Raw genomic sequence first — 15,662 nt, 5'->3', positions numbered from 1 at the left:
GGCAAGCGGGGCGTTCAAAGGAAAATCTCGGTGATCGACAGGGCGTGACGCGTGGGCGCGGGGTCGGGCCCCGCGGCGCCGCTCAGTCGTCCACGACCGACAGGATCGCCGGGACCGCCGGACAGGGCGCCAGCGAGTCGCGGGCCACCGCGGCCAGGCTCGTGTTGTGCAGGAACACGTAGACATGGGCCGACAGCCCTTCCCACAGCCGGTTGGTGCGCGACTGCACCTCGGTCCCGCTCTGCCCGCCCGAGGCGCCCGCGCCGACGTGCAGCGCGCTCACCGTCTCGTCCACTGCGCCCAGCACCTCGGCCACGCTGATCTCGTCGGCCGCGCGGGCGAGGCGGTAGCCGCCGCCCGGGCCGCGCACGCTGTCCACCAGCCCGGCGCGGCGCAGGCGGACGAACAGCTGTTCGAGATAGGGCAGCGAGATGTCCTGCCGGCGCGAGATCTCGGCCAGCGTGGTCAGGTTGCCGGGGCTGTTGGCCAGGTCGACCAGCGCGACCATCGCGTAACGCCCCTTGGTGGACAGCTTCATCCGGTGCCTCTGCTCGTTCGTTCCGTGCGCACCCGCGTGACCAGCCCTCGGACCCGGACCGCCCACGCGGCGCGGTCGTGGGACCCGATGCGGCTGCGGTCGGGGTGCGCGGCGATTGACGCGCGCGCGGGGCCTGCGCTAAGCCCGCGCCGACCCGGTCTTGCGAAACCGGCCCGCGCCATCCAAGTCCCGTCTAAGGTCCGCGGGCTCTAGCGTCAAGAAAGCCGCCCTTGGGCCACCAGAGCCAGCGTCGATCTGCCGCGGCCATCCCAGTTGAGGAACCATGCCCGAACTGATCTTTCCCGGACCCGAAGGCCGTCTCGAGGGCCGCTACCACCGGCAGGCCAAACCCGACGCCCCCATCGCCATCGTCCTGCACCCGCACCCCCAGTACGGCGGGACGATGAACAACCGCGTCGTCTACAACGTGCACTACGCCTTCCATCGCATGGGCTTCACCGTCCTGCGCTTCAACTTCCGCGGCGTGGGCCGCAGCCAGGGTGAGTTCGACCAGGGCGTGGGCGAGCTGTCCGACGCCGCCTCGGCGCTCGACTACCTGCAGGCGCTCAACCCGAACTCGAAGCACTGCTGGGTCGCGGGTTTCAGCTTCGGCGCGTGGATCGGGATGCAGCTTCTGATGCGGCGGCCCGAGATCACCGGCTTCGTCTCGGTGGCGCCGCCGGCGAACATGTACGACTTCAGCTTCCTCGCGCCCTGCCCGTCCTCGGGGATCATCATCAACGGCACCGCCGACCGGGTGGCGCCGCCCAAGGACACCCACGCGCTGGTCGCCAAGCTGCGCGAGCAGAAGGGGATCACCGTCACCCACACCGAGATCGAGGGCGCGGACCACTTCTTCCGCGACGACGAGGCGCACATGGCGCCGATGATCGAGACGGTGCAGACGTACGTCCGCCGCCGCCTGACCGAGACCACGCGGTGAGCGACGGCGCCCCCGGGGCTCTGTCCCGGCCCCCGGGGCATCTGGACCAGACAGACGCCGCCGCGCGGCTCGACCGGCAGATGGCCTTCCTGCTCGAGGCCGACCGGCTCAAGCACGTGCTGCGGGCGACGACGCTGGTCGACGGCTCGCGGCCCGAGAACTCGGGCGAGCACAGCTGGCACCTCGCGCTCTATGCGATGGTGCTGGCCGACCAGGCGCCCGAGGGGGTGCGGATCGACCGGGTGATGCGGATGCTGATCCTGCACGACCTGGTCGAGATCGACGCCGGCGACACCCCGATCCACGGCGACTACGACCCCTTCGCCCAGGCCGCCGCCGAGGAGGCCGCCGCTGACCGCATCTTCGGCCTGCTGCCGCCCGACCAGGCGACCGAGTTCCGCGCGCTCTGGGCCGAGTTCGAGGCCGTTCAGACCCCCGACGCGATCTTCGCCAAGGCGCTCGACCGGGCGCAGCCGGTAGCCCACATCCTCGCCAATGACGGCCGCGGCTGGCGCGACTACGGGGTCGAGCGCGAGGGGTTCCTCAGGCTCGTCGGTGCCCGGGTCGAGCGTGGCGCGCCGCGGCTCTGGGGCTGGCTCTGGACCCGGGCCGAGCGGTATTTTTCCTGACGCAATTTTCCTGAGCCGGGGCGAGACGGTGACTTTGGGCAAGGCCCGCACCGCCATGGCGCGGCACGGCATGGCGCGATGACCCGCGCCCCGTTCCCCTTCGTCTCGCGCCTGCTGGCGCTGCTCGCGCTGCTGGCGCTGGCGTGGCCCGGCGCGATGCCGGTGTCCGCAACGAACCCGCCCGGCGCGCTCGCGGTCATGGGCGAGATCTGCGGCCATGCGCCGGCCACGCCCGACGCTCCGGGCGACTATCCCCATTGCCTGTCCTGCGTGCTCGCCGCCGGGCTGCCCGGCGCGCCCGGCCCCGTCCCCGCCAGGCCGCTGGCGCGGGTGCGGCGGGTGTCGCGGCGGCGCGCCGCGCCCCGGCTCGCGCTGGTGCGCCCCCGCCCCTGTCCCTTCGCCTGCGGCCCGCCGCGCGCCTGATGATCGACACGGCGGCCCCCGAGGGGCCGCACCGACCCACGATCTTCAAGGACACGTCCAGATGAAAACCCAACTCCTGACCGCGGCGCTCGCCGTGGCCGCGGCCCTGGCCGCCCCGCTCTCCGCCCAGGCCCACGCCAGCTTCGAGACGCCCGAGGTCGCCGCCGGCAAGACCGCCAAGATCGTGCTGCGCGTACCGCATGGCTGCGACGGGCAGGCCACGCTGACCGTGGCGATCGAGCTGCCCGAGGGGCTCTATGCCGCGAAGCCCATGCCCAAGGCCGACTGGACGCTGGCCACCGAGACCGGCGCCTATGCGACGCCCTATGACAACCACGGCAAGGTGATGACCGAGGGGGTCCGCAAGATCACCTGGACGGGCGAGCTGCCCGACGCCTGGTACGACGAGTTCGCCTTCCGCGCCGCGGTCGGCCCCGAGCTGGCGCCGGGCACCGAGCTGGTGGTGCCGGTGACGCAGACCTGCGCGAACGGGCAGGTGGCCTGGACCGAGGTCGCCGTCCCCGGCCAGCCCGAGCCGCGCTACCCCGCCCCCCGGCTGACCGTCACCGCGGCCCCGGCCGAGGCCGGGCACGATCACGCCGCGATGGCGCCGGCGGCCCCGGCCGCTCCGGCGGCTCCTGCGGCCCACGACCACGCGGCCCCGGCCCACGACCACGGCGCGGCGCCCGCCAAGCCCTGAGCATCGGACTACGGACCGTCCCCGCTTGGGGGCGGTCCACCCGCCCTCGCGTTTCACCCGCCCTGATCGGGCACGAACGGCAGGCAGGGGTCGAGCACCACCAGCCCCGGCTCGGCCCGGTTATAGCCGCCCGCCAGCACCAGCCAGTCGCCCGGGGCGTGCGCGAGCGGCAGGTAGGTCACGCAGACGACCGTCACCGGCGCATCCTCGCACATCGCCACATAGGCGAGCACCTCGTCGGCCCCGGCCGAGGTCACCCGCCCCTCGATCGCCATCGAGATCCGCGCCTCGGTCCGGGGGGCCTGCGCCGCCCAGCCGGGCAGCGTCGCGCAGGTGGCGTTGGTCGCGGGCATCGCCTCGCCTTCGCGAAACGGGCCCGCCGGGTCGCAGCAGGGCGCGGCTGCCGCAGGCGTCGCGGCAAGGCAGAGGGCAAGGATCAGGCGTTGCATGGGGCACCTCGGGGCGAGTCGCGCCAGCCTAGCAGCCCGGACGCGCCCCGCCGCTCACGAACCCGTCGGCTAGAGTTGTATACCACGGCATACAACCCTTTCCCTCGGCCGCATCCTGCGCTATGACGCGCGCGACGAACCCATCCGATTCCGCAGACCCGAGGGGCGCCCCATGACCAAGATCAAGGTAGACAACCCCGTCGTCGAGCTCGACGGCGACGAGATGACCCGGATCATCTGGGACTTCATCAAGCAGAAGCTGATCCTGCCCTATCTCGACATCGACCTGAAATACTACGACCTCGGGATCGAAGAGCGCGACCGGACCGAGGACCAGATCACGGTCGATGCGGCCAACGCGATCAAGCAGTACGGCGTCGGCGTCAAATGCGCGACCATCACCCCCGACGAGGCCCGCGTCGAAGAGTTCGGCCTCAAGAAGATGTGGAAGTCGCCGAACGGCACGATCCGCAACATCCTCGGCGGCGTGATCTTCCGCGAGCCGATCATCTGCAAGAACGTGCCGCGGCTGGTGCCGGGCTGGACCCAGCCGATCATCGTCGGCCGCCACGCCTTCGGCGACCAGTACAAGGCCACCGACTTCCGCTTCCCCGGCAAGGGCACGCTGACGATCAGGTTCGTCGGCGAGGATGGTGAGACGATCGAGCACGAGGTCTTCCAGGCCCCGTCGTCGGGTGTCGCCATGGCGATGTACAACCTCGACGATTCGATCCGCGACTTCGCGCGGGCCTCGATGAACTACGGCCTGAACCGCGGCTATCCGGTCTATCTGTCGACCAAGAACACCATCCTCAAGGCCTATGACGGCCGCTTCAAGGACCTGTTCCAGGAAGTGTTCGACGCCGAGTTCGCCGACAAGTTCAAGGCCGCCGGCATCACCTATGAGCACCGGCTGATCGACGACATGGTGGCCTCGGCGCTCAAGTGGTCGGGTGGCTATGTCTGGGCCTGCAAGAACTACGACGGCGACGTGCAGTCGGACACCGTGGCGCAGGGCTTCGGCTCGCTGGGCCTGATGACCTCGGTGCTGATGACGCCCGATGGGAAGACCGTGGAATCCGAGGCCGCGCACGGCACCGTGACGCGCCACTACCGCCAGCACCAGGCGGGCAAGGAGACCTCGACCAACTCGATCGCCTCGATCTTCGCCTGGACCGGCGGCCTCAAGCACCGCGCCAAGCTCGACGGCAACGATCAGCTCAAGCGCTTCGCCGAGACGCTCGAGCGCGTCACCGTGCAGGCGGTCGAGGACGGCCACATGACCAAGGACCTCGCCATGCTGGTCGGGCCGGACCAGAAGTGGCTGACCACGATGGGCTACCTCGAGAAGGTGGACGAGTATCTGAACAAGGCGCTGGCGGGCTGATCCGGCGCGCCGAGGCGAAAGACGGCCGGGCCCTGCGCCCGGCCGTTGTCGTTTTCGGCCCTGACCGTTCGGGGCCTAGCCGGGCGCCTTGCCGGTGGGGTCCCCGACCTCGGGGTACCAGTCCAGCAGCAGCACCTGCACGGGCGAGCCCATCGCCGCCAGCCGCGCCCCGAACTCGGCCGGGTTGGTGCCGCGGTGGTGATAGGGGATGACCCGGCGCGGGTTCATCTCGGCCACGCCCAAGGCCGCCTGCGCCGCCGTCATGGTGTAGGGCAGGTTCATCGGCACCAGCGCCAGCGAGATGCCCGTCTGGGCCCGGAACTCGGGCGTGTCCTCGGTGTCGCCGGCGATGTAGATCCGCCCCTCGGGCGCGTCGATCACATAGCCGTTGTCCCGCCCCTTGGGGTGGTACTGCAGCCGGTCGGGGGTGGTGTTGTAGGCCGGCACCGCGGTCAGCGGCAGGCCCAGCACGTCGCCCTGGGCGCCGTTCTCCATCGCCGTGGCGCGGGCCTTGAGCGCCTCGGGCAGCTTGGCGTGGACGGCGGGGTTGACGATCAGCGGCACGCTGTCGCCGGCGAGCGCCGTCAGCGTCTCGGGGTCGAGGTGGTCGGGGTGCTCGTGGGTGACGAGGATCGCCTCGACCGCGCCATAGCGGGCCGCATCGCCCACCGGATCGACGGCGATGCGCCGCCCGCCGAGCGTCAGGATCAGGCTCGCGTGCTCGATCGGGGTCAGGAACGCCGGTGGCGTCAGGTTTGCGGCGGCGGGCATCGCCGCGGCGGCGCGGGCGGGGCGGGACCACAGCGCCCCGGGCAGGGCGGCGGCCGCGGCGCAGGCGGCGAGGGTCTGGCGTCGGCTCAGGTGCATGGCGGCTCCTCCTTCTGTCAGATGTCTCCGCAAGCCGAACCCGCCCCCGGCGGCACGGTTCCGCCCTTCCCAACCCGGCCGCCCGGCGCTATCTCCAGCCCAACCCGCATGGTTCCGGAGTCTCCCGCGATGAAAGCCGCCGTCATCACCTTTCCCGGGTCGAACTGCGACCGCGACCTTGCGGTGGCGCTGGCCGCGGCCGGGGCGGACGTCGCCCGCGTCTGGCACAAGGACGACGCGCTGCCGGCAGGGACCGACCTCGTGGCGGTGCCGGGCGGGTTCTCGTTCGGCGACTACCTGCGCTGCGGGGCGATCGCCGCGCGCTCGCCCATCGCGGCGGCGATCCGCGCCCACGCCGGGCGCGGCGGCATGGTGCTGGGGATCTGCAACGGCTTCCAGGTGCTGACCGAGCTCGGCCTGCTGCCCGGCGCGCTGATGCGCAACGCCGGCCTCACCTTCGTCTGCAAGGACGCCACGCTGCGGGTGGCGAGCCGCGACAACCCGTTCCTCGGCGCCTTCTCGGCCGGCGAGCGGCTGAGCCTGCCGGTCGCCCACCACGACGGCAACTACCAGATCGACCCCGAGGGCCTCGCCCGCCTCAAGGGCGAGGGGCGGATCGCGCTGACCTATGCGACGCCCATCAACGGCTCGGTCGCCGACATCGCCGGCGTGCTGTCCGAGAACCGCCGGGTGCTCGGCATGATGCCCCACCCCGAGCGCGCGGCCGAGGCCGCGCATGGCGGCGCCGACGGCGCGCGGCTGTTCCGCGGGCTGATGGACGCGACCGCCGCCGCCTGAGCGCGGGCCGCCCGAGACCCCTTCGCACGCACCCCGCTTGAGCGAGGCCCCGCCTGCGCCTAGATTTCCGCCCATGACCGACGCGGCGCCCCTGACCGAGGACACCGACGGCGCCGCCATGCGGTTGCGCACGCCGGGGCGATTCCGCATCGTCAACCGGATCGGCATCGTTACCCTGCTGATCGCCGCCATCGGCGCGATCTGGTGGACGAACCTCTGGCTCACCGACCGATTCTCGGAAAACACCCGCGTCCGGTCCGAGCTGCGCTCGGCGCTTTACACCGGCAACCTGCTCTCGGAACTGCAGCGCACCTCGGTCGTGCCGCTGCTGCTGGCCCGCGACCCGGCGCTGATCGGCTCGCTCAACGGCAAGGACTATTCGACCATCTCAGCGCGGCTGATCGGCGCCCAGAAAGAGATCGGGGCCGCCTCGATCCGGCTGCTCGACAACTCGGGCCGCACCGTGGGCGCCACCGACCGGCGGGTGCTGGGCACGAACTACGTGCTCGCGCCGTTCTACGTCGATGCGCTCAGGACCAACGACACCGTCTTCACCGTGTCCGAATCCGAGACCGGCGGCTACGACTTCACCTACTCCCGCGCTGTGATCCACGACGGCAAGACGCTGGGGGTGATCGTCGTCGGTGCCGACCTGACCCGGCTCGAGCGGTCGTGGTCGGGGATCTCGGACGCCGTGGCCGTCACCGACAGCGAGGGGCGGATCATCCTGTCGACCGAGCCGCGCTGGCGCGGGCTGACGCTCAAGGACGCGCTCGCCGTCCGCTCGGCCCCCTCGGCGATCGAGCGCGCCTTCCAGGTCACCGCCGACTGGTCCACCCGCCCCGCCGACGCCTATGTCCGCGGCAAGGCGGTGATGCAGTCCGAGACGCGGATACCCTTCCGCGGCTGGCGGATGACGCTCTTCACCACCTTCGATTCGATCCGCGAGCGGGTGAACGCCTTCCTCGCGCTCGAGATCATGGGCTTCGCCATCCTGCTCGCCGCCGGGTTCTACGTGCTCTCGCGCCGGGCCCGGGTGCAGTCGGCCCGCTACCGCCGCGAATCGGCGGAACTCAGGGCACTGAACAGCCGCCTGACGCGTGAGATCGCCGAGCGCGAGCGGGTCCAGAACGAGCTGCGGGTGGCCGAGCAGACCGTGCAGCAGGCCTCCAAGCTGGCCGCGCTGGGCGAGATGTCGGCCGGCGTCAGCCACGAGCTGAACCAGCCGCTCGCGGCGATGAAGACCTATCTCGCCGGCGCCCGCCTGCTGATCGAGCGTGACCGCGGCGACGAGGCGCTGACCTCGTTCCAGCGCATCGACGACCTGCTCGAGCGGATGGGGACCATCACCCGGCAGCTCAAGTCCTATGCCCGCAAGGGCGGCGAGGCGTTCGAGCCGGTGGACCTGCGCGTCGCGCTCTCCGGCGCGCTCACGATGATGGAGCCGCAGTTGCGCCACCGCCGGGTCCGCCTGCAACGCTCGCTGCCGCGCGAGCCGGTGATGGTGCTCTGCGACCGCATCCGGCTGGAACAGGTCATCATCAACCTGATCCGCAACGCGATAGACGCGACCAAGCGGGTCCGCGACCCCTCGATCGAGCTGGTGGTGGACCGGCTGTCTCACGCGCATTTGTCGGTGCGCGACAACGGGCCGGGTGTCGCGGACCTCGAAAAGCTGTTTGAACCCTTCTGGACGACCAAGCAGCCGGGCGAGGGCACGGGGCTTGGTCTTGCGATTTCATCGGGCATCGTGGCCGACTTCGGCGGTCGGATGACCGCGCACAACCGCGACAGCGGCGGTGCGGTGTTCGATGTGGAACTCCCGCTCTACGAACCCGGCGCGCGCAGCGCCCGGCCGCTGGCGGCGGAATGACGAAAGGGACGCAACCTATGGCCCAGACCATGACCGTGGCGATCGTCGACGACGAGCCCGACATGCGCGAATCGATCAGCCAGTGGCTGAGCCTCTCGGGCTTCCGCACCGAGACCTTCCCCAGCGCCGAGGACGCGCTCAAGGCCATCGGCCCGGACTGGCCGGGGGTGGTGATCTCGGACATCCGGATGCCCGGGATGGACGGGATGGCCTTTCTCAAGCGCCTGATGGGGCAGGATTCGGGCCTGCCGGTCATCATGATCACCGGCCACGGCGACGTGCCGATGGCGGTCGAGGCGATGCGCCTCGGGGCGATGGACTTCATGGAGAAGCCCTTCAACCCCGACCGCATGACCGAGCTGGCGAAAAAGGCCACGCTGGCGCGGCGGATCACCTTGGACAACCGGGCGCTGCGCCGCGACCTGTCCGAGGGGCAGCAGGTCATGTCGAAGCTCGTCGGCGCGAGCCCGGCGATGGAGCGGCTGCGCGAGGACATCCTCGACCTCGGGCAGGCCGACGGCCACGTGCTGATCGACGGCGAGACCGGCACCGGCAAGACGCTGGTCGCCCACGCGCTGCACGCCGTCGGGCCGCGGGCGTCGAAGAAGTTCGTGCCGATCTCGTGCGCGGCCTACAGCGACGACCTGCTTGCCACCCGGCTCTTCGGCCCGGTCGAGGATGGCCTGCCCGCGGTCGAGGAAGCCCGCGGCGGGACGCTGTGCCTCGAGGACATCGACGCGCTCTCGGAACCGTTGCAGGCCCGGCTGCTGGCGTTCATCGCCGACCAGGGCCAGCCGGCCGAGACCCGGATCATCGCCATCTCGAACGCCCGCGGCGAGGGGCGGCGGGCCGAGGACAGCCTGCGCCCGGACCTCTTCTACCGGCTCTCGGCGCTCAAGATCACCCTGCCGCCGCTGCGCCAGCGCGGCGAGGACATCCTGTCGCTCTTCACCCGCATGACCGAGCAGTTCGCCGACGAATACGGCTGCGAACCGCCGCAGGTGACCGCGCAGGAGGCCGCCCAGTTGCTGCAGGCGCCGTGGCCGGGCAATGTCCGCCAGCTCATCAACGTGGCCGAGCGCGCGGTCCTGCAGAACCGCCGCGGCTCGGGCTCGATCGCCTCGCTCTTGATGGCCGACGGCTACGACAGCCAGACCGCCGACGCGACGACGACCGAGGGCAAGCCGCTCAAGGAATATGTCGAGAGCTTCGAGAAGATGCTGCTCGACAACACCATGCGCCGCCACAAGGGCGCGATCTCGGCGGTGATGGACGAGCTGTGCCTGCCGCGCCGGACGCTGAACGAGAAGATGGCGAAATACGGGCTGAGCCGCGGCGACTACCTGTAACGCCGCCGCGGGACGTGCGCGTGTGCCTGCCACATGATCGTTCGCATGAACTGTGCACGAACGTTGCATGAACGATGCGCGAACCGTGCATGGTTTGTGCAGCGGCTTTCGGCCCGCATCGCAGGGGCTTGAGGGGCGGCGCCGGGGAATGCCGACGGTTATCCATTGTCAATCCCGTCGCCCCGCGCCTATGTTGCAGGCAGGACGATCCGCGACCGCCATTCCGCGGTCCGCCGTCCGCCAGTTTCGCAGCGCGGCCACTCGCGTCCGGGCCTTCGGGCTCGGGGCAGGTCGCGCAGAGAAAGCCGATCCGGCCGGGCATCCGTCCGCGGATCAGAACATTCGCCGCCCGGCGCGGGCCCCTCGGGGTCGTTCCGGGCAAGAGGTAACAGACGCGATGGATCGCGCGACGGGCAGGGTTTTCAAGGGGTTGCGGGGCCATCACGGCCCGGCGGCCCTGTCGGCCGGACCGGCCATGTCCCCATCCCCGCTTGCGCGCCCCGCGTCCGCATCAACACGCACCCCCTCTCTCATCCCCTGCACGGCAGGACCCGGAGGGCTGCGCGAAAGCAAGATACATGGCAAAGAAGATGCTGATCGACGCCACCCACGCCGAGGAAACTCGGGTGGTCGTGGCCGATGGAACGCGGGTCGATGACTTTGATTTCGAGACCCTGAACAAGCGCCAGCTGGCTGGCAACATCTACCTGGCAAAGGTCACGCGCGTCGAACCCTCGCTGCAGGCAGCGTTCGTGGATTACGGCGGAAACCGCCACGGTTTCCTCGCCTTCGCCGAGATTCACCCGGACTATTACCAGATCCCCGCCGCCGACCGCCGGGCGCTGATCGAAGAGGATCGCGCCGCCGCCGAGGCCGCCGAGGCCGAGGAATCCTCGCGCGAACGCCGCGGCTCGGGCCGCTCGCGCCGCAGCCGTGACAACGGCGGAGAGCGCGCCGAGCGCGCCCCCGCGGGCGACGCCGTCACCACCGCCGAGATCGCCGGGATGGAGGTCATCGAGACCGACGCCGAGGATGCCGCCATCGAGCAGGGCTTCTCGGCCGCCGGCGGCGACGTGGTGGACCCGACCGTCGAAGGCCAGGGCGGCGACGCCGATGCCGTCGAGGCCAGCCCCGAAACCGGCGCCCCCGAGGCCCGCAATACCGAGGCCCGCGACTCGGGCGAGGGCGACGACGACCATCACGACGACGAGATCGAATCGGTCGCCGAAGAGGACGTGGCCGAGGAAATCCGCCCGGCCCGCAAGCCCCGCGCGCGCCGCTACAAGATCCAGGAAGTGATCAAGGTCCGGCAGATCATGCTGGTCCAGGTCGTCAAGGAAGAGCGCGGCAACAAGGGCGCGGCGCTGACCACCTATCTGTCGCTCGCCGGCCGCTACTGCGTGCTGATGCCCAACACCGCCCGCGGCGGCGGGATCAGCCGCAAGATCACCAACGTCGCCGACCGCAAGAAGCTCAAGGAAATCGCGGGCGACCTCGAGGTGCCGCAGGGCGCCGGGCTGATCATCCGCACCGCGGGCAGCCAGCGCACCCGCACCGAGATCAAGCGCGACTACGAATACCTCATGCGGCTGTGGGAGCAGATCCGCGAGCTGACCTTCAAGTCGATGGCCCCGGCGCCGATCTACGAAGAGGGTGACCTGATCAAGCGCACCATCCGCGATCTCTACAGCAAGGAGATCGACGAGGTCTGGGTCGAGGGTGAGCGCGGCTATCGCACCGCCCGCGACTTCATGGCGATGATCATGCCCGACCAGGTGCGGGCGGTGAAGCATTACACCGACCCGATGCCGCTGTTCGCGCGCTATCAGGTCGAGGGCTACCTGTCGGGGATGTTCAACCCGGTCGTGCAGCTCAAGTCGGGCGGCTACATCGTCATCGGCATCACCGAGGCGCTGGTCGCGATCGACGTGAACTCGGGCCGGGCGACGAAGGAAGGCTCGATCGAGGAGACCGCCTACAAGACCAACTGCGAGGCGGCGGACGAGATCGCCCGTCAGTTGCGGCTGCGTGACCTCGCCGGTCTGATCGTCATCGACTTCATCGACATGGACGAGCGCAAGAACAACGCCGCCGTCGAGAAGCGCTTCAAGGATGCGCTGAAGAACGACCGGGCGCGGATCCAGGTCGGTCGCATCTCGGGCTTCGGCCTGATGGAGATGAGCCGCCAGCGGCTGCGGCCGGGGATGCTGGAAAGCACCACCCAGCCCTGCGCGCATTGCCACGGCACCGGGCTGATCCGCTCGGACGATTCGATGGCGCTGACGATCCTGCGGGCGATCGAGGAAGAGGGCACGCGCAAGCGCTCGCGTGAGGTGCTGGTCAAGGCGCCGGTCGCGGTCGCCAACTTCCTGATGAACCAGAAGCGCGAGCACATCGCGATGATCGAGTCGCGCTTCGGCCTGTCGGTGCGGGTCGAGGCCGACCCGGCGCTGATCTCGCCCGACTTCACGCTCGAGAAGTTCAAGACGGCGACGCGGGCGGTGCCCGAGCCGGTGACCTCGGCGCTGTCGGTCGATGCCAACCTGATGGCGCGGATCGACGAGGCCGAGGATGCCGCCGAGGCGGTGCTGGACGTGGCCGAGGCCGAGGCCGACGAGGCCGAATCGACCGCGGCCGCCCGGCCGGCGCCGGCCGAGGCGTCCGAGGACGAGGGCGAGGGTCGCGGCCGTCGCCGCCGTCGCCGCCGCCGTCGCGGCGGCCGCGGGGACGACGAGACCGGGGCCGAGGCCAATGGCTCGGGCGAGGGCGACGACGACAACGCCGCGCAGGCGGACGCCGGGGCCGGGACGGTCGAGGGCGAGGCAAACCCGGTGGCGGCCGTGGAGGGTGAGGCCGTCGAAGGCGAGACTGCAGAGGGTGACGCCGGGGCCAAGCCGCGCCGCCGCAGCCGCTCGCGCCGCCGCAAGTCGGATGTCGAGGACGACAGCGCCGCGCCGGTCGCGCCGCCGGTCGCCGCGGCGACCAAGGCGGGCGAGATCGTGGACGAAAGCCGCGACGTGCCCGCAGGCGTCGCCGACCTGGACGAGGCCGGGGGTGTTCCCGCCAACGCCGACGGGCTGGGCGACGATGCGCCCGCGACCGAGGCGAGCGCGCCGCGTGGCGACGAGGCCGCCGCGGGCGATCCGCTGGACGCCGACGAGGCCGCGGCGGGCTCTGCCGGGGCGCTGCCCGAGGCCGTGCTGCCCGAATCGGACGCGGGCGAGCCGGTCGTGACCGAGGCCGATACCGAGGCTACGGCGGAGGCAACGCCTGCCGCCGGCGCGGAACTGGCCGATGCGGCCGTGACCGATGCCGAGCCTGAGGCCGAGGCTGCCGACGATGCGGGCGATGCGGCGGATCAACCCGCCGACGAACCGCAGGCCGAGGCCTCGCCGGCTGCCGCCAACGACGAACCCGAGGCCGGGCGGCCCAAGCGCCGCGGCTGGTGGTCGCTCGGCTGACGCAGCCGTGACCGACTGAACGGGGGCCGGGGTCTTTCCCGGCCCCTGCCCATTCTGCAAGGTGCCGCCCATGTTCGGGATCGAAGTCGTCGACGCCGCCTTTCTGCCTGCCGCGCTCGTGGCGCTGGCGGCGGGGGTGCTGTCCTTCCTGTCGCCCTGCGTGCTGCCGATCGTGCCGCCGTATCTCGCCTACATGACCGGGGTGAAGGTCTCTGCCCTGCGCGAGCGCCAGCGCAGCGCCGTGCTGCCGGCGCTGTTCTTCGTCCTCGGGCTCAGCACGGTGTTCCTGCTGATGGGCTATGCCGCCTCGGCCTTCGGCCGGGCGTTCCTGCAGTACCAGCCGCTGCTGGTGAAGGCCTCGGGTGCCTTCGTCATTCTGCTCGGCCTGCATTTCCTGCACGTCTTCCGCATCCCGATCCTCGACCGCGAGGCGCGGGTGGATACCGGAGAGCGGGGCGGCACGGCGATGGGGGCCTATCTGCTGGGCCTCGCCTTCGCCTTCGGCTGGACGCCCTGCATCGGGCCGCAGCTCAGCATGATCCTGACGCTGGCCGCCACCGACCCGCCGCGGGGGACAGGGCTTCTGGGCGTCTATGCGCTGGGGCTGGGCATCCCGTTCCTGCTGTCGGCGCTGTTCATCGAGCGCTCGATGGGCGTGATGAACCGGCTCAAGCGGCACATGGGGATGATCGAGCGCGTCTCGGGCGTGCTGCTGATCGCGGTCGGCGTGCTGCTGCTGACCGGCTGGCTCGGGGTGATCAGCTACTGGCTGCTCGAGACCTTCCCGGCGCTGGCTCTGATCGGCTGATCTGCCCAGGCGGGCGGGCGCTTCTCGAGGAAGGCGGTCAGCCCCTCGTCGGTGTCGGGCAGCATCATGTTCTCGCACATGACCTCGCCGGCCTGGGCGTAGGCGTCGGCGAGCGACAGGCCGCGCTGCGCCTGGAAGGCGCGCTTGCCCATGCGGATCGCGGCGGGCAGCTTCGCGGCGACGGTCTGGGCCAGCGCCATCGTCTCGGCGGTGAGGCGGTCGGCGGGGACGACACGGTTGACCAGCCCCAGCTCGGCCGCGCGGGCGGCGTCGATGAAGGCGCCGGTGGTCAGCAGCTCGAAGGCCGCCTTGGCCGGGATGGCGCGGGTGACCGCGACCATGGGGGTCGAGCAGAACAGCCCGATGTTGACGCCGTTGACGCCGAAGCGCGTCCCCTCGGCCGCCACCGCGATGTCGCACGAGGCGACGAGCTGGCAGCCGGCGGCGGTGGCGATGCCCTGCACCTCGGCGATGACCGGCTGCGGCAGGGCGGGGATCGCCTGCATGAGCGCCGCGCAGTCTGAAAAGAGCGATTCGTAGGCGCCGCGGCCGCCGTCGGTGTCGCCGCGGGCGGCCTGCATCTGCCGCAGGTCGTGGCCGGCCGAGAAGGCCTTGCCCTCGGCGGCGATGACCACCACCCGCACCGCCTCATCCGCCGCAATGGCGTCCAGCGCGTCGCGTAGCGCCGCGATCATCTCGCGCGAGAGGGCGTTGTAGTTCTGCGGGCTGGAGAGCACGAGGCGGGCGACCGCGCCGTGATCCTCGCGGCGGACGGGCGTTGGGGCGTGCGGATCGGCCATTGTTTCCTCCCGTGGATGGCGGGCACAGTCTAGACCGGCAACGATGGGGGGCAAGCATGACGGCATTGAGCGCAACCGAGGTCGAGGCATACCTCGCCGAGATCTTTCCGCAGGTTGCGGGCTACCTGATCGAGCAGGCGGGGGCGGACGGGGCGCGGGTGCGCCTCGCGGTGGCCGAGCGGCATCTGCGGCCGGGCGGCACCGTGTCGGGGCCGACGATGTTCGAGCTGGCGGACCTCGCGATGTATGCCGCGGTGCTGGCGCAGGTCGGGCGGGTGCCGTTGGCGGTCACGACCGGGGGCAGCATCGACTTTCTGCGCAAGCCGGCGGCGGGGCGCGATCTGGTGGCCGAGTGCCGGATGCTGAAGCTGGGCCGGGTGCTGGCGGTGGGCGACGTGCTGATCCGGTCCGAGGGGGACGCGGCGCCGGTCGCGCGGGCCTCACTGACCTACTCGATTCCGCCGAAAGCGTGACAGAACGGCGGGTTTCGCGGCGGTATCAAGATACCCATCTTGCAAGCCATTGGCGGGACTAGGGAAAATGGCGGCCGCGGCGCTTGACCCGTGGGCGCGGTTCCGCGATACACGCCCATCCGATTTCACACCGCCCCGAAAGGGAAGACCGAGATGAAGACCTA

General features: G+C 70.9%; 16 protein-coding genes (1 of these 16 only partly in view). 12 read left to right on the top strand and 4 right to left on the bottom strand.

The window, feature by feature from the left end; translation table 11 throughout:
• Positions 1 to 82: 82 nt before the first annotated feature.
• The gene (locus HGN31_RS07590) at positions 83 to 538 is read right to left on the bottom strand and encodes an Rrf2 family transcriptional regulator (protein ID WP_168782822.1); all 456 of its coding nucleotides are present in this window, start codon (positions 536 to 538) and stop codon (positions 83 to 85) included.
• Between the two features lie 283 nt (positions 539 to 821).
• Here HGN31_RS07590 and HGN31_RS07585 point away from each other — a divergent pair, with 283 nt between their 5' ends.
• From HGN31_RS07585 to HGN31_RS07570, 4 genes are all read left to right on the top strand, one after another.
• Positions 822 to 1,481 carry an alpha/beta hydrolase gene (locus HGN31_RS07585; protein ID WP_168782821.1) on the top strand — a complete coding sequence of 220 codons (660 nt, stop codon included), beginning with the start codon at positions 822 to 824 and terminating at the stop codon, positions 1,479 to 1,481.
• A gap of 80 nt (positions 1,482 to 1,561) precedes the next feature.
• Positions 1,562 to 2,110: an HD domain-containing protein gene (locus HGN31_RS07580; protein ID WP_168783858.1), complete on the top strand. Its 549-nt coding sequence runs from the start codon at positions 1,562 to 1,564 to the stop codon at positions 2,108 to 2,110.
• Between the two features lie 78 nt (positions 2,111 to 2,188).
• Entirely contained in the window at positions 2,189 to 2,533 is a 345-nt protein-coding gene (locus HGN31_RS07575; protein ID WP_168782820.1) for a hypothetical protein, read from the top strand.
• A 61-nt stretch (positions 2,534 to 2,594) separates the two neighbouring features.
• Complete coding sequence (locus HGN31_RS07570; protein ID WP_211096356.1) at positions 2,595 to 3,233, top strand: YcnI family protein; 639 nt, start codon at positions 2,595 to 2,597, stop codon at positions 3,231 to 3,233.
• Positions 3,234 to 3,286: 53 nt separating this feature from the next.
• Here HGN31_RS07570 and HGN31_RS07565 read toward each other — a convergent pair whose 3' ends face one another.
• Entirely contained in the window at positions 3,287 to 3,682 is a 396-nt protein-coding gene (locus tag HGN31_RS07565; protein ID WP_168782819.1) for a hypothetical protein, read from the bottom strand.
• A gap of 172 nt (positions 3,683 to 3,854) precedes the next feature.
• Here HGN31_RS07565 and HGN31_RS07560 point away from each other — a divergent pair, with 172 nt between their 5' ends.
• A complete protein-coding gene (locus HGN31_RS07560; RefSeq protein WP_036709531.1) occupies positions 3,855 to 5,069 on the top strand; it encodes an NADP-dependent isocitrate dehydrogenase in 1,215 nt (404 codons plus the stop codon).
• Positions 5,070 to 5,144: 75 nt separating this feature from the next.
• Here the strand turns inward: HGN31_RS07560 and HGN31_RS07555 are convergent, their stop codons facing one another.
• Positions 5,145 to 5,936, bottom strand: coding sequence for an MBL fold metallo-hydrolase (locus HGN31_RS07555; RefSeq protein WP_244961178.1), 792 nt, complete (start codon positions 5,934 to 5,936; stop codon positions 5,145 to 5,147).
• Positions 5,937 to 6,065: 129 nt separating this feature from the next.
• Between HGN31_RS07555 and purQ the strand changes: the two genes are divergently transcribed.
• The 5 genes from purQ (at position 6,066) to HGN31_RS07530 (ending at position 14,225) form a co-directional block, all read left to right on the top strand.
• Complete coding sequence (purQ, locus tag HGN31_RS07550; RefSeq protein ID WP_036709534.1) at positions 6,066 to 6,734, top strand: phosphoribosylformylglycinamidine synthase subunit PurQ; 669 nt, start codon at positions 6,066 to 6,068, stop codon at positions 6,732 to 6,734.
• 73 nt (positions 6,735 to 6,807) lie between these two features.
• Positions 6,808 to 8,607, top strand: coding sequence for a sensor histidine kinase (locus tag HGN31_RS07545; protein WP_425325329.1), 1,800 nt, complete (start codon positions 6,808 to 6,810; stop codon positions 8,605 to 8,607).
• 17 nt (positions 8,608 to 8,624) lie between these two features.
• The gene (locus HGN31_RS07540; RefSeq protein ID WP_036702008.1) at positions 8,625 to 9,956 is read left to right on the top strand and encodes a sigma-54-dependent transcriptional regulator; all 1,332 of its coding nucleotides are present in this window, start codon (positions 8,625 to 8,627) and stop codon (positions 9,954 to 9,956) included.
• Between the two features lie 578 nt (positions 9,957 to 10,534).
• Complete coding sequence (locus HGN31_RS07535) at positions 10,535 to 13,417, top strand: Rne/Rng family ribonuclease (protein WP_168782818.1); 2,883 nt, start codon at positions 10,535 to 10,537, stop codon at positions 13,415 to 13,417.
• Positions 13,418 to 13,487: 70 nt separating this feature from the next.
• Entirely contained in the window at positions 13,488 to 14,225 is a 738-nt protein-coding gene (locus tag HGN31_RS07530; protein ID WP_036702004.1) for a cytochrome c biogenesis CcdA family protein, read from the top strand.
• Here HGN31_RS07530 and HGN31_RS07525 read toward each other — a convergent pair.
• Positions 14,180 to 15,025, bottom strand: coding sequence for an enoyl-CoA hydratase (locus HGN31_RS07525; RefSeq protein WP_211096355.1), 846 nt, complete (start codon positions 15,023 to 15,025; stop codon positions 14,180 to 14,182). The two genes, HGN31_RS07530 and HGN31_RS07525, sit on opposite strands and share 46 nt — an antisense overlap.
• 56 nt (positions 15,026 to 15,081) lie before the next feature.
• Here HGN31_RS07525 and HGN31_RS07520 point away from each other — a divergent pair, with 56 nt between their 5' ends.
• Together HGN31_RS07520 and rplM are read left to right on the top strand one after the other, a co-directional pair.
• The gene (locus HGN31_RS07520; protein ID WP_168782816.1) at positions 15,082 to 15,498 is read left to right on the top strand and encodes a PaaI family thioesterase; all 417 of its coding nucleotides are present in this window, start codon (positions 15,082 to 15,084) and stop codon (positions 15,496 to 15,498) included.
• A 153-nt stretch (positions 15,499 to 15,651) separates the two neighbouring features.
• Positions 15,652 to 15,662 carry the 5' portion of a 50S ribosomal protein L13 gene (gene rplM, locus HGN31_RS07515; protein WP_036702000.1) on the top strand. It continues 454 nt past the right edge of the window, so only the first 11 of its 465 coding nucleotides appear in the window; its start codon is at positions 15,652 to 15,654; its stop codon lies off the right edge, out of view.

Origin of the sequence: Paracoccus sanguinis (assembly GCF_012689545.1) — a bacterium.
GTDB classification, from domain to species: Bacteria; Pseudomonadota; Alphaproteobacteria; order Rhodobacterales; family Rhodobacteraceae; genus Paracoccus; species Paracoccus panacisoli.
Note: the sequence above shows the minus strand (reverse complement) of the source record. Positions and strands in the feature narration are given on the sequence as shown.